We start from the raw sequence: 15,796 nt of genomic DNA, 5'->3' as shown, positions 1-15,796 counted from the left end.
TGGTTCGAGCTTGTCGGGCGGCCACTGGGCGCGGCGCGCGGCCGCCTCGGCCGGCCACCTCGCCTCTTACGTCGGCATCGCCCCGATCACCCACCGTTCCGGCAGCTCCATCCACGGTGAACATCCCCCGCCCGAACCGGCAACCACGAACTCAAACGGGCGTTGTTCCTGTTCGCCATGCTGCGAACCAAACAGTCCTATCTGGCACCGCAAACGGCCGCATGACAATCCAGCCCGCCCGATAGTCTGCGACGATGACCAGCCCAGGTCCGATCGAGGAATCCGAATCATTGAGACTGGCGCGACCGTTCCTCGGCCGAACCGCCGACCTCATCATCGACCGCCCCTACGGGAGCCGCCACCCGACCTGCGGATTTCTCTACCTGGCCAACTACGGCTACGTCCCCGGCACACTCGCGCCCGACGGCGAGGAACTCGACGCCTACTATCTGGGCTCTTCCGAACCGATGATTTCAGCACAGGGCACCTGCATCGCGATCGTTCACCGGCTCCACGACGATGACGACAAACTCGTCGTCGTTCCCAACCCCGACAGGACACTCGACGACGCGGCTATCGCCGCGGCCGTCGAGTTCCAGGAGACCGCCGGGCACTACGTCATCATCAGGCACTGCCCCTGCCGCTGCCCTTGACGAAATCGATAGGACACTCCCGCTGAACGTCAGTACACCCGCCATGGCTTTATTCGCACTGATGTTGAGCGCCGCCTCGCACTCGATGATCCGCGCATAGAGAACGAGCCGAGCGTTACGAAGCGAAAGTACCGTCACCGTGGCGCCGGACCTACCTCCAAGCCAGGCCGATGAGGGATCGCGGGTCGACGGTTGGGTACCGTAGGTGTCGTTCAATGTGAGATACAGGGGGGCTTATGCCATTTCGATCATTCCGTTCAGGAATTCTCCGGTCTGCTGCGATGGCGGTCGCAATCCTACTGGGTGTGGGTGTAACAGGTTGCTCGACATCGTCTGCGCCACCGCAACCCGCGGCCGCCTCCGATACCACCCCAACAGCCTTGCCCTATCCGGACTTCCTGACCGCGGACCAGAAAGCCGCACTGCCTTATCGCGCGTCGATGCGGGCGATGGATCCCTGCGGTCTTCTCGATACCGATGTCCTCGCCTCGATCGGACCGGCGACTTATATCGGCGCGAACAACACATACGGAGAATGCAGCAGCAGATTCTCCCCACCCGCAGGACCGTTGCAGATCCGGGAAGTCTCCGTCGAGTTCACGACGAGCACCGGCACCTATGGCACTCCGGTGGCGGGGACACCGATCCGGATCAGCGCGACTCCGGATTTCTGCACCGCTCTCATCATGTTCGACGAAGCCCGACACATCGGCCTGGCATACAGAGTGAGCGCCCCAGGGGGCCTGATGGATTCCGGCCGTGAACCTCGTGAAGACCTCTGCCCTACCGCACAAGCCGTCGCCACAGCGGGTATCCCACTAACGGCATTGCCCGTTGACGAGCTACCACAGCGCGCCGACGCACCGCCGTTCACGGAGCATCCCTCGTTCCCGGCTCACGCCCAGGTGAATCATCCGCTGGCGACCCTGGATCCGTGCGCGGTTCTGTCCACGGAGGCCGCAGGGGCGCCTACCCTGCGGTTCTACCCCCACGCCGACTCTTTCGGCTGGCAGTGCAATTTCGTGACCGATCCGGACAATCACGCCAATGCCCATCACGTGTGGTACACCTTCGGCGTCGTGTCCGCAGCCCTGGAACCGGGCGCCTACCGCAAAGAAGAATCCCGGATCACCGTCGGCGGCCACCCCGCGGTTCAAACGCGCGGCAACAAGTACCGCAATCCCTCGTTCTGCCAGATCGTTATCGCCGCAGACCCCGACGCTCGACCTGAAGATACCGGCGGTGAGGTGTCTCTGGGGCACATGATCCATGTCGCTGTCGACGAAAGCGGGTGCGACGCGGCCCGCGAGATGGCCGAAACGATCGTCGACCTCTACAACACCCATTGTGAAGCGAACCGCTCCCGGTATCCCGCGATGGCCCGGTGCCGAGCCTAGACAGGAGTCGTCCCACTGTCACCATCCCGCCCCCACAGCCGGATAGTGTTACGGGTGTGGGGAGTCTTCCGAAACCGCAGTTCGCCAGGATCAGCACGATCGCCGCCGTCGTCATGCTGTGTGTCACGACCCTGGTGGGATGCACGTCGACGGTGCAGGGATATCCGCTGCCGGCGGGTTTTGCCGGCACCTATCGAGACCAGCTCGGCCATGAGGACCTGGACAACGTGCTCTGGCGCGATCACGTCCGGATGCTCGACCCGTGCGGATTCATCAACGACGCAGCCATTGCCACACTCGGCGCCCCGACCTACTTCGGGGGCGCACAAGCCTTTTCCGAATGCCAGGTCGTGTTCAGGCCGTCGGTCACCGAGAAAGGGATCTACAAGGTGGTGGCGGACCTGAGTTCCCGCAGCGCCGAGCCGGCCAACGCCACAGTGAACGGGTTGCCGGTCAACACACAGGCTGGGCTGGGGTGCCTCATCACCGTTCCGTATCGTGAGCGCGGTTTCAGCTATTGGGTGCACTCCAAGGACGGCCCCGAAGGGTTCGGTCACGAACTCAACGCCTGCGACGAAGGACTCGACTTCGTCGCCGCAGCGCTACCGACACTCGACACAACGCCCCTGCGACGCGACACCACCCACGGGTTCAACACACCATTGGCGAACATCGACCCCTGCGCCGCGCTGGACCACCTCGATATCGACTACTCCCGGTGGCAGATCTTCACCGGCCTCGTGGCCTCCACCTGCGAATTCCGATTCGACGGTGAAGACGAGTCGACCCAGTACGGCTGGACAAACACCCAGAAAACACTCGACATGCTCTTCCACGCCCACGTACTCGACTACCCGGTCAGGACCATCGACGGTGTGCGTGCCGTGCAGTCCGATACCTGCTCGCTCGATATCTACCTGGGCGAAACCGATCCACGCGTCGTCGATATCGACGCAGACGGTCCCCCGACCGACGACTATTGGGCATTCTCGGACCATTGGGTCGACGTCGTCGAACTCACTGCACGTGACGACTGCCCACGACTCGATGAAGTAGCCTCCGCCATCATCGCCGCCTACCGCGCCGCGCCGCCTACCTGATCCCGAAGGTCCCCCGGTTACTTCTTCTGGTATTCCTTCACGGCGGCGACGGCGATGCGCCGGGTTTCGGTGCAGCCGTGACCACTGACCTTCATCGCCTCGATCCACTGTTCCGGTTGCCCGTCGTAGTTGACCACCGGAAACGGGTTATCGGCTCCGACGTTGATTTCGATGATGCAGTAGTCGTTCTCTCCGCTGTGCTCGGCGGCGTCGACACCGACGATCTGCAGTCGCCGGACATGAGGTTGGGGGTGATTCGCCGAGCCCTCCGAGCGATGGAAAAAGGCGATGCGGAATCGGTTCAGCTCATCGGGCCGATGCTCGTACCCGAGGCGGAAGTCGCATTCGAACGGGTCGATCCCACCGACGGTGATCTCCTGGTCGAGGCCGTAGGCGCTGCTCAGCGCGGCACACGGGTCCAATGTCCACGCTTTGGTGGCCGGCATGCGGGCGGACTCCGGCCGTTTCGGCGCGCGGTCGAGCAGCGGCGCGGAGGCGGTCACGATCTGCCGTAGTTGCCCGCAGAGGTCGGCGTCGTCGCGACCGCTGAGTGAGTAGAAAAATGACCGCATATCGTCGTAGGTCAGGCTGATATGGCAGAGGTTGCCACTGTCGAGGGTGTGCGCGATACGGTCTCCGACCTGGAACTTCTGCCCACTGCCGTCCTCGACTACAGTCAGCGACACCGTAAGCGAGCCGACGCCGCCGATCGCGGTGTTGCGGTCGAACCGCAGTTCGCACTCGTCCGGTTCATTGTGGGCGCCGAAATGGCGTGGTGTGCCCACTGCGGCGATGACCGCTGCTTCGTCGACCATCGCGCAGGGATCGAGCCGGCGGGCATGATCGCGGTTGCTCTGGATCGCAATCGCGCGCTCGTGATCAGGTCCGAGCATCGCCCGGTAACCGGAACCGACTGGCACAGCCAGTCCTTCGACCGCGCATCCCGACAGCAGCACGGCCGCCAGCAACGCGCATATGGCCGCGTACAGGCGGGTCATCGGTTGGCCCCGAACAACTCGAGTGCTGCCGGCAGCACCGCGCGGGCCGGCGAGCACGGTCCGTTCAGCTGCACAGTCGGCTGGACTCGGGCATCGTCACGGACCCAGGCCGGGCCGGCCGTGCCTGGGCGGACTCCGTCGTATATCGGGCCGGCAGCGAAGTTGAAGACACACTTCGGACCGCCCGGCCAATCGTCTTCACTGACCAGGACCGGGTATCCCGCGATGGTCTCTGCCCGTTGACCGCTCACCGGCCGCATCGCCGTGTCCCCGTCCCCGACCTGGAACCTGACACCGATGATTTCGCCCCCGACCCAGGCCTTGCATTCATACGGGGCAGTGGTCACGTCGAACCGCTCCGCTGGAAACTCGGGCGGGAAATGTTCGATGAGCTCGCATGGACTTCGCTGTGCCAGCGGGATACCCATGGTGTGTTGGTCGCGCTGTGGCACTCGGTCTTCGGCGAAGGTTGCCACGATCTCGGCGATCACTTCCTCGGCCACACGGCAGTCACCGCCGTCGACGGAGTCGAAACTGGAGGCCGCCACCGACATATAGGGAACCGGCGGCAGCTCGACGATGTCGGGCACTGTTGTTTCCGGGCCCGTATCCGGTGTCTCGGTCGACCGGAATCGCATGGGCACTTGGTAGTGGCAGCTGTACCCGGTCGATAAAAGGGTGTCGAATGCCACCGTCTCTCCCGCGATGGTCCTGGTGTCGTCATCGGGGGAAGGACTGTTGGCCGCGAGATCGAGCTTGATATCGGCGGGTAGCGACTGTCCGGCAACCGCGATATTGATTACGCATTCCGACAGCGCGCGGCTGGGGCCCACCGTCATAATCGGGCCGTACCGGGACAAGCTGTCGGGATTCAGTACGCCACACGGATCCACTGAACGCACCTGCGCTGCCGCCTGCAACTTGATGTAATCCGCCGAGGGCACCGGACGGCCGAACGTCGTAAATGTTTGGGCTTCCGGCGCCGCCGGTGGCTCCCACGGTGACGACACCGCGCCCGTACATCCCGACAGCAGTGTCGATGCCGCCACTATCGACATCACCCGTGACATCGCTGACAAGGAACTCCCCCTCGAACCACCAACCGGCCTTGTTGCAGCTTACCTACCCCACCTCTCACCGCAGCGGAGGCAGCCTCCACGAAGTCGGGACTGCCTCCAGTTCGGTTGACTCCTGACCTGTGAGGGTTCGTCCTCGCTGGAAGGATATCCCCCATGCAGAAGCCGTATCCCGAGGAGTTCCGCCGCGACGTCGTCGCGGTTGCCCGCAAGGGCGAGATCTCGTTGACCTAGATCGCCAAGGATTGCGGAATCTCGCAGAGCTGTGTGAAGAACTCGCTCAGACAAGCCGATATCGAAGACGGTCACCGGCCCGGCGCCACCCGTGATGAGTCGGCCGAGCTACGCGAAGCGCGTAAACGAATCCGTCAGTTGGAACAAGAAGCCGAGGTCATGCGCCGCGCGGTCGACTATTCACTGTCGGCCGAGGTCAATTCGAGGTATGCCTGTTCCAGAGATGCCTGCTCATCGGCAAGTTCGAGGACCGGGACACCCGCGCCCACGAGCAGCGGGCCGCAGCCGACAGTCCCGGAAATTCCCGCCCGCTCGCCCTGTCCGTTATGCGTGGAATCCGTCGGTTCCGGCGCGCGACATCACGATATTCGGTACGACCGCACGTGAGGACAGCCGCAGCAGCGCGTCGACCATCTCGACCACGTCGTTCACGGCCAGCATCCGTTCGGGCGGGATGCGGTCGTGGATCCATGCGCTCATCTCGGTGTCCACGTAGCCGGGTGCGATGCTGGTGGCCGTGACGCCGTTGGGTGATTCTTCGGCGTTCAAGGTCGCGATCAGCGAGATGAGCGCCGCCTTGGCCGCGCCGTACACCGCCAATCCGGCCTCGGCGTATACACCTGCCATCGAGGCGAGTGCGATCACCTTCGCGCCGCGGCCGGGGTCGGCCGCCGCGCCTGCCCGCAGCATCGGCAGAGCACCTTGGATGAGCTGTACCGGTGCGCGCAGGTTCACGGCCAGGGTTTTGTCGAAACGCCGCATCGAGGCATCGGCGAGCGCGCCGGCGGTACCGACTCCCGCATTGAGGACCAGGGCGGACATCGTGTCGAAGCGCTCCGAATGCGCGCCCAGCACCCGCTCGATACCGTCACCGTCGGCCATATCCGCAGCGACCGTCACGATATCGGCGGCGCCGGCCGCACGCAGCTCGGCGGCGACCGCGTCCAGGCGCTCGGCATCGCGAGCGGTGAGTGTCAGCGCGTAGCCCTGCCGGGCGAGAAGTGTCGAGATACCCAGGCCGATACCGCGGGTTGCGCCGCTGATGAGTGCGGTTTTCATGGTGGCGCCGGTCATTTCGGGCCGCCTTTCAATGCGCGCAGCCCGGCCGCCATGAACTCCGGGGTGGCTTCGGCCGCTCGTCCGGCGGCCGAACCCGCGTCCGAACCGTGCCGGGCCCGGTGGGTGATACCTTCGCCGATCACGCCGAGTTTGAAATTGGCGAGGGCGAGATAGAAGCCCCAGTTGCCGAGGTCGCGACCCGATGCGGTGGCATAGGCCTGGGCGAGTGTGTCGGGTGCGGGCATCCGGTCGCTGGTCCACGCGGCACGGGAGCCGAGGACCAGGTCGAACACCGGCGACCGGTACACGCACATCAGCGCGGCGTCGGTGAGCGGATCACCGAGGGTGGACAGTTCCCAGTCGACCACCGCGCGCACCCGGCCGGGGTCGGCCGAGTCGAGAATGGTGTTGTCGATACGGAAGTCGCCGTGCACGATCGAGGCCGCCGATTCCGCGGGTACTGCGTCCACCAGTGCCGCGTGCAGGGCCGCGACATCGGCGAGTTCACGGGTTTTGACCCGCTCCCATTGGGAGGCCCACAGATTCACCTGACGGGTGAGAAACCCTGCGGGCCGGCCGAACTTTTCCAGCCCCACCGCCGCGGGATCCACCGCGTGCAACTCGGCGAGTACCCGCACCAGCTCCGCAACGGCAGCACTCACCTGCTCATCACTGAGCGCGGCGAGGTCGTCCTGGTCGCGGATCACGGTCCCGTCGACGAATTCGACGACCGTCATCGGTGCGCCCAGCGCGGTACCTTCCGCGTCGAACGCGATCGTTTTCGCCACAGGTACCGCAGAGGTCTGTAGCGCGTCGGTCACCGTGTATTCGCGGGCCATATCGTGTGCCGACGGGGTGAGTCCTGATACAGGTGGGCGGCGGACCACCCATCGCGATACGTCGTCGGCTGCGGTAAAGGTCAGATTCGACCGGCCACCGCTGATCAGCTCCACCCGCAGGTCACCGCGCACCTCGATCCCCTGCGCGCGCAGGTACCGCTCGAGTGCGGCGACATCCATACCCGGTAGGTTCATTCGCTGTCCCGCAGCGCGCGTTTGGCGGCACCGACCGTGCGTTTGGCGATCGCCCACCGATGCACCTCCGAGGGGCCGTCGTAGATACGGAACGGGCGCACCTCACGCGAGAGCCGCGCCAGTGGCAGGTCACCGGAAACCCCGAGACCGCCGCACATCTGCATACTGCGGTCGACTATCCGGAAGATCGCCTCGGCCGCGTAGGTCTTCGCGATCGAGGTGGCGTTACCGGCGGATTCGCCACGGTCGAGTTCCCAGCAGGCGCGGGTGAGCAGGGCACGGGTGGCGGCGATATCGATCTCGTTGTCGGCGACCATTTTCTGGACCATGCCGAGATCGCCTAGTTTCGATCCGAATCCTTCACGCCGGGCCACCTGGGCCACCGCCACATCGTGACCCCGGCGGGCGGCACCCAGCCAGCGCATCACATGTGTCATCCGGGCCGGTCCGAGGCGCACCTGAGCGTATTCGAAACCCCGGTCGACCTCGCCCAGGACCGCCGAGTCCGGGACCAGCAGATCCACGAAGAACACTTCGCAATGGCCGCCGACCATCGACCGGTCCAGCGTGTCGAGATGACGTCCCACCCGGATACCCGGGGTATCGGCCGGGGCCAGGAACATCGTCGCACCGCCCCGCTCCCCCGGTTCGCCCGAGGTGCGCGCCATGATGATGAAAAAACCAGCACCGTCCGCGCCGGTGATGAACAATTTGGTGCCGTTGATCCGCCAGCCGCCTTCGGCCCGGACCGCGCGGGTGGTCAGCGCGGAGGGATCCGACCCGGCGCCGGGGGCGGGCTCGGTCATGGCGAACGCCGAACGCACGTCGCCGTGCGCGAGCGGTGCGAGGTACTGCGCCTTCTGCTCCGGGTTCGCGATATGCGCGAGCATATGTACATTGCCCTCGTCCGGCGCGGCGATATTCAGTGCCGTCGGACCGAACAGGGAATAGCCGGCTTCCTCGAAGACCGGCGCCCGGTCCGACATCCCCAGACCGTGCCCGCCGTACTCGACCGGCGCGTGCGGCGCGAACACTCCCGCGTCCCGCGCCGCCTGCTGCAACTCCACCCGGAACTTGTCACCGCCCGCCGCGGCGATATCACCGTCGTGCGCGTCCTCGAGTGGAACGACATGTTCACGAACGAAGCTACGGGTCCGATCGACGAGTGCTTGCACCTCGCCGGGAAGGGACAGATCGATCGCCACGGGTCGGCTCCTCCATCTCGTTTGCCGAACGCTCGCTCGGCCACCAACATGCAAGCAGAGTGACATGCCTCCATTTACGTTGTCAATCGCAGGTCAGACAGGAGAGCCAACGTTCAGATAAGCTGAACAATATGCGTAAATCGATCGGGGATCGGCACAACGCCGGGGCGAGAGTACGGCAGGCGAGGGTCGCGGCAGGTCTCTCGCTGCGGGCGGCCGCACAACAGCTGGAGATCAGCCCAGCCACCCTCAGCGCCGTGGAGAACGGTAAAACCGGCATATCCATCCCGCGACTACACGCGCTGGCGACAGTTCTCGGCACCACCGTGTCCTGGCTGGTCGGCGAACACGAATCGCCCACCGGCGGAAAACTCCGACCGCGTGACCGGCTCGGGTCTCCGGTCGAACCGGGCACCGAGTCGCCCAACGCTTGGCGGAAGTTCCCGCCACTGGACATCGACCCGGTACTCGCCGCGGCGATCTCCGCCTTCGTCGAAACCGGCTACCACGGTGCGACCATGCGTTCGATCGCACGCCGCGCCGGAATGAGCGTGCCCGGCGTCTACCACCACTACCGCGACAAACAACAACTGCTGGTACGAGCGCTCGACCTGACCATGAACGAACTGCACTGGCGGGTACGCGCGGCACGGCGCGACGCGAACACCGGACGCGACCGCGTATCCCACGTCGTCGAAGCGCTCGCCCTCTTCCACACCCACCACCGCGAACTCGCGTTCATCGGAGCAAGCGAAATGCGCAGCCTGACTCGAGACAATCGGCGACGGATCACCCACTCCCGCAACGAACTCCAGTACATCCTCGACGAGGACATCGACACAGCCCTGAACGAGGCGAACCTGACCACCGCCCGAGCGCGAGTCGCGGGCCGGGCCATCACGACAATGTGCACCTCACTACCACAATGGTTCCGGCTCGAAGGGCCCGCAACACCCGAACAGATCGCTATCGAGTACGCGGATTTCGCCCTCGCCCTACTCGGAATTCGAGCGCTTGGAGCCGAAGACCGTCCCGGACTGTCGCTGTCACAGCTCCGTCGCACCATACAGCGGTGAGCACAGAGAACCCGCTTCATAGGTTCGTTCGCCGTAGATATCGTCCAGCCGACCGCGGGACCGCAGTCGATGCCGATGGTGACCGAGCATCAGGGATTCCCATCGAGCCGGCGATGCAGAGGTGAAGTCGCGGTGCGGTCCGGCCGCTTTCATGGCCTCTATCGGGATCGAGGGGATCAGCCCCCGCACCTTCAAGGTCACGACCACGGTGGTCGACCCGCGGGCGTCGTTCCCGCTGGATCTGGCCTGTGGCCGACCATATGCGCACCGATGCCGGAAATCGCCGATCCCGACCACGCACCGCGGCCCGGGGTCGGTGTCCAGGTCGATTCCGTGCCCCCCCGACGCGCAGGAGTGCCACCATGGGGAGAGCACACTCGGTTCGGAGGCGGTCATGACACTAACAGGCAGCGCGGCGTCCACACGACCCCATCATGAGGTCGATATCTCCAGTTACAAGTTCTGGGAAAAGGATTTCGACGGCCGGGAGGCGGCGTTCGCCCGGTTGCGCGGGGCCGAGGGCCTCACCTGGCATGCCCCGCCGGATTCCCTGATCTTCGCCGATCCCGATCCGGGTTTCTGGGCTGTCACCCGGTACCGGGATATCGTGCAGGTCAGCCGGAACCCGGAGATCTTCTCCTCGGAAGACGGCACGACCCTGGGGTATATGCCGCCCGATGTCGAATACAGCACCAAATTCTTCATCGCCCTGGATGCGCCCCGGCACACCCGTTACCGGAAACTGATCAGTTCGGCGTTCACTCCGCGCCAGATCCAGCGGGTGGAAGAGCAGGTCCGCGCCAATGCCACGCGGATCGTCGACGATTTCGTCGCCGATCTGCGGACCGGTGAAACCCTCGATTTCGTCGACGCGGTATCCCGGAAACTGCCCATGCAAACGATTTCGCAGATGATCGGCATCCCCGAGGCCGACCGCGAGGCGGTCGCGTTCGCCACCGAAGCCCTGTTCGGCACCACCGACCTCGAGTACACCAGCCTCGAGGAGCGCGCCGAGTTCTTCTACAAGCAGATCGGCATCCTCCACTCCGCCGGCACCGACCTGGCCCGGCGGCGCCGTGCGGAACCGCACAACGACCTCATGACCGCGATGATCGCCGCCGAAGTCGACGGGCATCGCCTCAGCGATGAGGATATCGGCGCGTTCATGGTGCTGATCTCCGCCGCCGGCAACGACACCACCAAACAGACCACCTCCCATGCCTTCAAAGCGCTTGTGGAGCATCCGAGCCAAGTGGACCGGCTGCGCGAGGATCTCGACGGGCGTATGAACACCGCGATCGAGGAGTTCATCCGCTGGGGCAGCGTCGTGGTGCACTTCGCTCGCCGGGCGACCCGCGATACCGAGATCGCCGGAACCCCGATTGCGGCAGGTGAGAAGGTCGTGATGTTCTACAGTTCCGCCAACCGCGACGAGTCGGCGTTCGACAATCCGCACGCGTTCGACGTCACCCGCGACCCGAACCACCACGCCGGCTTCGGTGGCGGCGGCCCTCACCACTGCCTCGGCGCCTGGCTGGCCCGCATGGAATTGAAGCATTTGTTCCGGGAGCTGATCACCAAGGTTCCGCCGGTCGAACTCGGTGAACCCGAATACGGGCACAGCGCACTCATCCACGGCATCAAACGCATGCCGGTCCGGCTGGCCACCCCCTGACCCGTGGTTTCGGTGGCCCGGTCGGTGAGGGCCGCTTCACCGACCCGATCGCGCTGATCGCCGAGGGCGTGGATTCGACCGAGACACCTCGGTCGAACCGCCGCCCATATGTTCCGAGCTCACTTCCCTTGCGCTCGAACACGCCCAACACGCAGCCCCCGCGATCACGCACCTGAGGTGGGAAGACACCGGCCTGACCGCCGTCCGCCGGCGTACGGGCACCCCCGGGCAGCGTCTGGCCGCCGAACTCGCCGAATCCACCGCCCACCTGCTGGCCGATCTCGCGGTCACCACGATCCGGCAATGCGACGCCTACGACTGCGTGATCTGGTTCCTGCCCACCAACCCGCGCCGGCGCTGGTGCTCGGCCGCTCTCTGCGGCAACCGTATGCGCGTGGCCCGGCACTACCAGCGCCGTAGATCCGAGAAACTCCGGACACCTTCGACCCACTGCCGCGGATAGTGCCGTCAAGCGGAATGAAGCGTTATCACCGTGATTTCACTGGGCGCGAAGATACGGAAAGGAGGGCCCCAGAAACCCGAGCCCCGGCTGGTGTACAGCTGTGTCCGTTCGCCGTGCCGGCTCAACCCGTGAACGGTGGGTTGATCGAGGCGGACCAGGTAGTTGAACGGCCAGATCTGCCCACCGTGGGTATGGCCGGCGATCTGGAGGTCGACACCGGCGGCCGCGGACTCGACAACCTGCTTCGGTTGATGCGCGAGCATGAGCACCGGCAGCCCGGGATCGACTCCCGCCAAGGCATTTTCGAAGTCCGCGCCGTGACCAGTCAGTTTCGCCGACTTCGCAGTGGCGTCGTCGACGCCCGCAAGGACGAGGCGGTCGCCGCCGCGCTCGACGACAATATGCTCGTTGTGCAGAGTTTTCCAGCCGATCGACTCCATGTGGTCGAGCCAGCCCTGCGCCTCTCCGAGGTACTCGTGGTTGCCGGTGACATAGACCCGGGCGAGCCCGGCCTCCATGGTGCCGAGCGGGGCCGCCTGCCCACGTCGTAGCGCCACGGGGCCATCGGCGATATCACCGACATGGGCCACGATATCGGGACGTAGTTCGTTCACGGCCGCAGCGACACCGAGCGACCACGTCGTCCGGTTGATCGGACCGAAATGGGTATCGGTGACGGCGACGACCCGGGTGCCGTCCAGGCCAGGGCCGAGTCGCGGCAGGGTGACGTCCACATGCTTTATCCGAGGAATTCGCATCGCCTCCCGGTTGCCCCAGATCAGGAGAGCTACGGTGACGAGAACGACCGCTGTGGCCACCGACCGTGAGCGAACCGGGTCCTCGACGCCTACGAACGCGAGTACGAGCCGCGCGATGGTGCCGATCACCGACCACGCGAAGAGCACCCACACAATTCCCAGGATGGAGTCGCCGATCATGCCTGCCCAGTCGAGATGGCGGCGGCCGTGGCTCAGTACCAGCGTCACGGGTAGAACCACGAGGGTTATCACGAAGGCCGCTGTTCCCAGTGCGACCACGGGTGCCGGCCACCGAGTTCCGGACATCACCAGCGTCCACCACGGGACAGCGAAGAGGACCAGCAGCACGGCGACGATCGTCGCCGTGACCGCGAGTGCCCGCACGGGCCCGGATGAGGTACGCGAATCCGATCGGATCGCCGTATCCGGCGACGGAGTGCTCACCACCTCGATACTAATTCAGTTCTCGAGGTGCTCCGTCGATGTCAGCGAAGTCGCTCGGCAAGCCGGGACAGCAATGGCCGCTGGCCGGTGGTCAGCTTATCGTGCGCGGTGGTCAGATCGAACCATTCGACCCGATCGACCTCGGGGAAAGCGCGGTACTCGCCGGACCGCGGCGGCCACTCCATCTCGAATGTCCCCGGCACCACCCGAGCCGGATCGAGCTCGCCCTCGACCGCCCACACCGTGACCTGCTTCTTACTCCGACCGCTGCCGTACCGCACTTCACCCAACGCGATCCACTCCCCGTCGGGCACCGGCATACCCAACTCCTCGTCGAATTCGCGGGCCGCGGCGGCGCGAGCCTCCTCGGTCGCCGGTTCGTACTCCCCCTTGGGAATCGACCACGCCCCCGAATCCTTACGCGCCCACAGCGGCCCGCCCATATGCCCCAGCAGCACGTGCACCTCGGGCGCACGACGAAACAGCAGAACTCCAGCGCTGTACTTCATGGCGTGAAGTTTGCCCGAATACCTCCCGGCAAGCCGAACCACGGTCGGTGGCGGAAGCTTCAGCCACCATCCATGTCCGCCGGGCCGCCGCTGCTCGCGCCGGCCGGCGGCCGCGGGCACAGAATCAGGCCGATCGGAAACGTTTCTCGTTCGGTTACCGCGGCGGATGATCGCACCACGGTCTTGCCCCGTATTCGGAGGGAATATCCATGACGACAGCCGCGACCTCGGCCGATATCTTCACCGCCGAATGGCGGGACTGGCATCGGCAGCAGGAAACGAACCTGGCCGATCCGCACGGCTTCCTGGCCGTCACCGGCCTGCACTGGGTCACGGTGGCACCGCAGCGTTTCCCCGATGCACCGGGTATCTGGTCCACCGGACCCGGCGGGGTCAGGGTGGTCCTCGGCGACGACGAGGAGCTGCTGATCGAGGGGAATGCGGTCCGTGGCGACCATCGCTTCGGCGTCATCCCGGAACGGGGCGGGATCAACGCGGTCTGGGGTGACGCCGTGATCGAGGTCGCCACACGCGGCGGGCACGATATCGTCCGTCCGCGGCATCCGGACAACCCGTTGCGCACCGGTTTCCGCGGCACCCCGGCCTATGCTCCTGACCCGAAGTGGGTGCTCGGAGGACGGTACACCGCTTTCGCAGAGCCACGGCCCACCACGGTGGGCGCCGCGGTGGAAGGGCTCGAGCACGTCTACGACGCGCCCGGGCAGATCGAGTTCGAGGTGGGCGGGCACGAACTGCGGCTCACCGCGTTTCCCGGGAAGGCGGCGGGGCACCTGACGGTGCTGTTCACCGATGCGACCTCCGGTGTGACGACCTACGCCGCCAACCGTGTATTGCAGCTCCCGCCACCCGCTGCCGACGGCACGGTGACCCTGGACTTCAACCGCGCGGTCAACCTGCCCTGCGCGTACACCGATCTCGCGACCTGCCCACTACCGCCGGCCGAGAACCGGCTGCCGGTCGCGATCGAGGCAGGCGAGAAGATCCCCTACGAGCGCGGCTGAATCCGATGGGCGCCCGCGAACCGTCGATCAGGAAACTCTCGCTGCTCACCCCCGGTAACTATCCCGACGGGGATCCCGCTGCCGGGCTCGAGGACACTCTGCGGCTGTTCGAGTACGGCGAACGCCTCGGTATCGACGGGGCCTGGATCCGGCAGCGGCATCTGGAGCACGGCGTGGGGTCGGCGGCGGTGTTCCTGGCCGCCGCCGCCCAGCGCACCAGCCGGGTCGAGCTGGGGACCGCCGTGATCCCCGTCGGCTACGAGAGCCCCTTCCGGCTGGCCGAGGACCTGTCGATGGCCGATGTGCTGTCCGGTGGGCGGCTGCAACCCGGTTTCAGCGCGGGTACCCCGCCGCACGCAGACCTGATCGGTGATCTCGTCTTCGACGGCGACTGGCGCACCTACGACCTGTCCTACGGACGGATCGCCCGCCTGATGGACAATCTGCGCGGCAACTATCTGGGCGGCCCGGATACGGTGATCCATTCCCCCGGTAACAGCCAACGCCCCCGCCTGCAACCGCACAGCCCCGGGTTGATCGACCGGCTCTGGTACGGCGGCGGCAGCACCCGCTCGGTGCGCTGGGCCGGGGAGACCGGCCTCAACCTGCTCATCGGGAACATCGTATTCGGCGAACACAGCGACGATTTCGCCACCACCCAGCTGAGTTTGCTCGACGAGTACCGCCGCCGCATCGATTCGTCCCGGCCGGCCAGGGTGGCGGTCGGCCGGGTAATCGCCCCCTTCGACAGCGCCGGCCGCGCGACCCGGGAGCGCTACCGGCAGTATGCGGCCGCCCGGCACGACCGGACCCTCGCTCCGCAAGGCGAGCGGCGAATCCTGTTCGCCTCGGATCTGGCCGGTCCCGCCGAGCAGATAGTCGAACGCTTACGCACCGATCCGGTGCTCGCCCACACCACCGAACTGCGCCTCGAACTGCCCTACGAATTCCATCGCGACGACTACGAGCAGATCCTGCACGACACCGTCGAACTCATCGCCCCCGCTCTCGGCTGGAAACGCGCGGGAACGAACCCCCGTCCGGACCTCCCGGCCACGCAGCCGGGCAGAAACGAATCACGCTGAGCCAATGC

15 protein-coding genes and 1 pseudogene are annotated in these 15,796 nt (G+C 65.7%); 9 read left to right on the top strand and 7 right to left on the bottom strand.

The genetic code is table 11. The features are described 5' to 3' along the window. Positions 1–37: 37 nt before the first annotated feature. The 4 genes and pseudogenes from ON22_RS36865 to ON22_RS25180 all read left to right on the top strand — a co-directional run. A pseudogene (locus tag ON22_RS36865) lies at positions 38–177 on the top strand (transposase); the annotation flags it as partial. 77 nt (positions 178–254) lie between these two features. Then, positions 255–653, top strand: coding sequence for an inorganic diphosphatase (locus ON22_RS25190; RefSeq protein WP_051158063.1), 399 nt, complete (start codon positions 255–257; stop codon positions 651–653). 281 nt (positions 654–934) lie between these two features. Next, positions 935–2,050, top strand: a complete 1,116-nt coding sequence (locus tag ON22_RS25185; protein ID WP_169332480.1) for a DUF3558 family protein — start codon at positions 935–937, stop codon at positions 2,048–2,050. Between the two features lie 56 nt (positions 2,051–2,106). Next, a complete protein-coding gene (locus tag ON22_RS25180) occupies positions 2,107–3,150 on the top strand; it encodes a hypothetical protein (RefSeq protein ID WP_033247248.1) in 1,044 nt (347 codons plus the stop codon). Between the two features lie 17 nt (positions 3,151–3,167). Here the strand turns inward: ON22_RS25180 and ON22_RS25175 are convergent, their stop codons facing one another. The 5 genes from ON22_RS25175 to ON22_RS25155 all read right to left on the bottom strand — a co-directional run bounded on the left by ON22_RS25175 (position 3,168) and on the right by ON22_RS25155 (position 8,756). Next, positions 3,168–4,148 (bottom strand): hypothetical protein, encoded by a 981-nt coding sequence (locus ON22_RS25175; RefSeq protein WP_033247247.1) that lies wholly within the window; start codon positions 4,146–4,148, stop codon positions 3,168–3,170. Continuing rightward, positions 4,145–5,041, bottom strand: a complete 897-nt coding sequence (locus ON22_RS25170; RefSeq protein ID WP_156052450.1) for a hypothetical protein — start codon at positions 5,039–5,041, stop codon at positions 4,145–4,147. The genes ON22_RS25175 and ON22_RS25170 overlap by 4 nt, the downstream gene beginning before the upstream one ends. Before the next feature lie 741 nt (positions 5,042–5,782). Further along, on the bottom strand, positions 5,783–6,517 hold the full coding sequence (locus ON22_RS25165; RefSeq protein ID WP_033247281.1) for an SDR family NAD(P)-dependent oxidoreductase: 735 nt from the start codon (positions 6,515–6,517) through the stop codon (positions 5,783–5,785). Positions 6,518–6,528: 11 nt separating this feature from the next. After that, a complete protein-coding gene (locus ON22_RS25160; protein WP_081595827.1) occupies positions 6,529–7,536 on the bottom strand; it encodes a phosphotransferase family protein in 1,008 nt (335 codons plus the stop codon). Between the two features lie 11 nt (positions 7,537–7,547). After that, positions 7,548–8,756: an acyl-CoA dehydrogenase family protein gene (locus ON22_RS25155; RefSeq protein WP_033247244.1), complete on the bottom strand. Its 1,209-nt coding sequence runs from the start codon at positions 8,754–8,756 to the stop codon at positions 7,548–7,550. A gap of 131 nt (positions 8,757–8,887) precedes the next feature. On the opposite strand from ON22_RS25155, the gene ON22_RS25150 reads away from it, so the two are divergent. The 3 genes from ON22_RS25150 to ON22_RS38630 all read left to right on the top strand — a co-directional run bounded on the left by ON22_RS25150 (position 8,888) and on the right by ON22_RS38630 (position 11,970). Further along, positions 8,888–9,832 (top strand): TetR-type transcription factor C-terminal domain-containing protein, encoded by a 945-nt coding sequence (locus ON22_RS25150; protein ID WP_063820655.1) that lies wholly within the window; start codon positions 8,888–8,890, stop codon positions 9,830–9,832. Between the two features lie 394 nt (positions 9,833–10,226). Next, positions 10,227–11,507 (top strand): cytochrome P450, encoded by a 1,281-nt coding sequence (locus ON22_RS25140; protein WP_033247242.1) that lies wholly within the window; start codon positions 10,227–10,229, stop codon positions 11,505–11,507. Positions 11,508–11,613: 106 nt separating this feature from the next. Continuing rightward, positions 11,614–11,970 carry a CGNR zinc finger domain-containing protein gene (locus ON22_RS38630; RefSeq protein WP_081595823.1) on the top strand — a complete coding sequence of 119 codons (357 nt, stop codon included), beginning with the start codon at positions 11,614–11,616 and terminating at the stop codon, positions 11,968–11,970. 5 nt (positions 11,971–11,975) lie between these two features. Here the strand turns inward: ON22_RS38630 and ON22_RS25135 are convergent, their stop codons facing one another. Further along, complete coding sequence (locus ON22_RS25135) at positions 11,976–13,172, bottom strand: metallophosphoesterase (RefSeq protein WP_231508777.1); 1,197 nt, start codon at positions 13,170–13,172, stop codon at positions 11,976–11,978. A 41-nt stretch (positions 13,173–13,213) separates the two neighbouring features. Then, positions 13,214–13,681 carry an NUDIX hydrolase gene (locus ON22_RS25130; protein WP_033247241.1) on the bottom strand — a complete coding sequence of 156 codons (468 nt, stop codon included), beginning with the start codon at positions 13,679–13,681 and terminating at the stop codon, positions 13,214–13,216. Positions 13,682–13,890: 209 nt separating this feature from the next. On the opposite strand from ON22_RS25130, the gene ON22_RS25125 reads away from it, so the two are divergent. Together ON22_RS25125 and ON22_RS25120 are read left to right on the top strand one after the other, a co-directional pair. Next, positions 13,891–14,703, top strand: coding sequence for a DUF1684 domain-containing protein (locus tag ON22_RS25125; protein ID WP_033247240.1), 813 nt, complete (start codon positions 13,891–13,893; stop codon positions 14,701–14,703). A gap of 5 nt (positions 14,704–14,708) precedes the next feature. Further along, positions 14,709–15,788 (top strand): LLM class flavin-dependent oxidoreductase, encoded by a 1,080-nt coding sequence (locus tag ON22_RS25120; protein WP_051158062.1) that lies wholly within the window; start codon positions 14,709–14,711, stop codon positions 15,786–15,788. Positions 15,789–15,796 lie beyond the last annotated feature (8 nt).

Origin of the sequence: Nocardia carnea NBRC 14403 (assembly GCF_000308515.1) — a bacterium.
GTDB classification, from domain to species: domain Bacteria; phylum Actinomycetota; class Actinomycetes; order Mycobacteriales; family Mycobacteriaceae; genus Nocardia; species Nocardia carnea.
The sequence above is the reverse complement of the archived record's forward strand: the minus strand, read 5'-3'. Positions and strand labels throughout refer to the sequence as shown.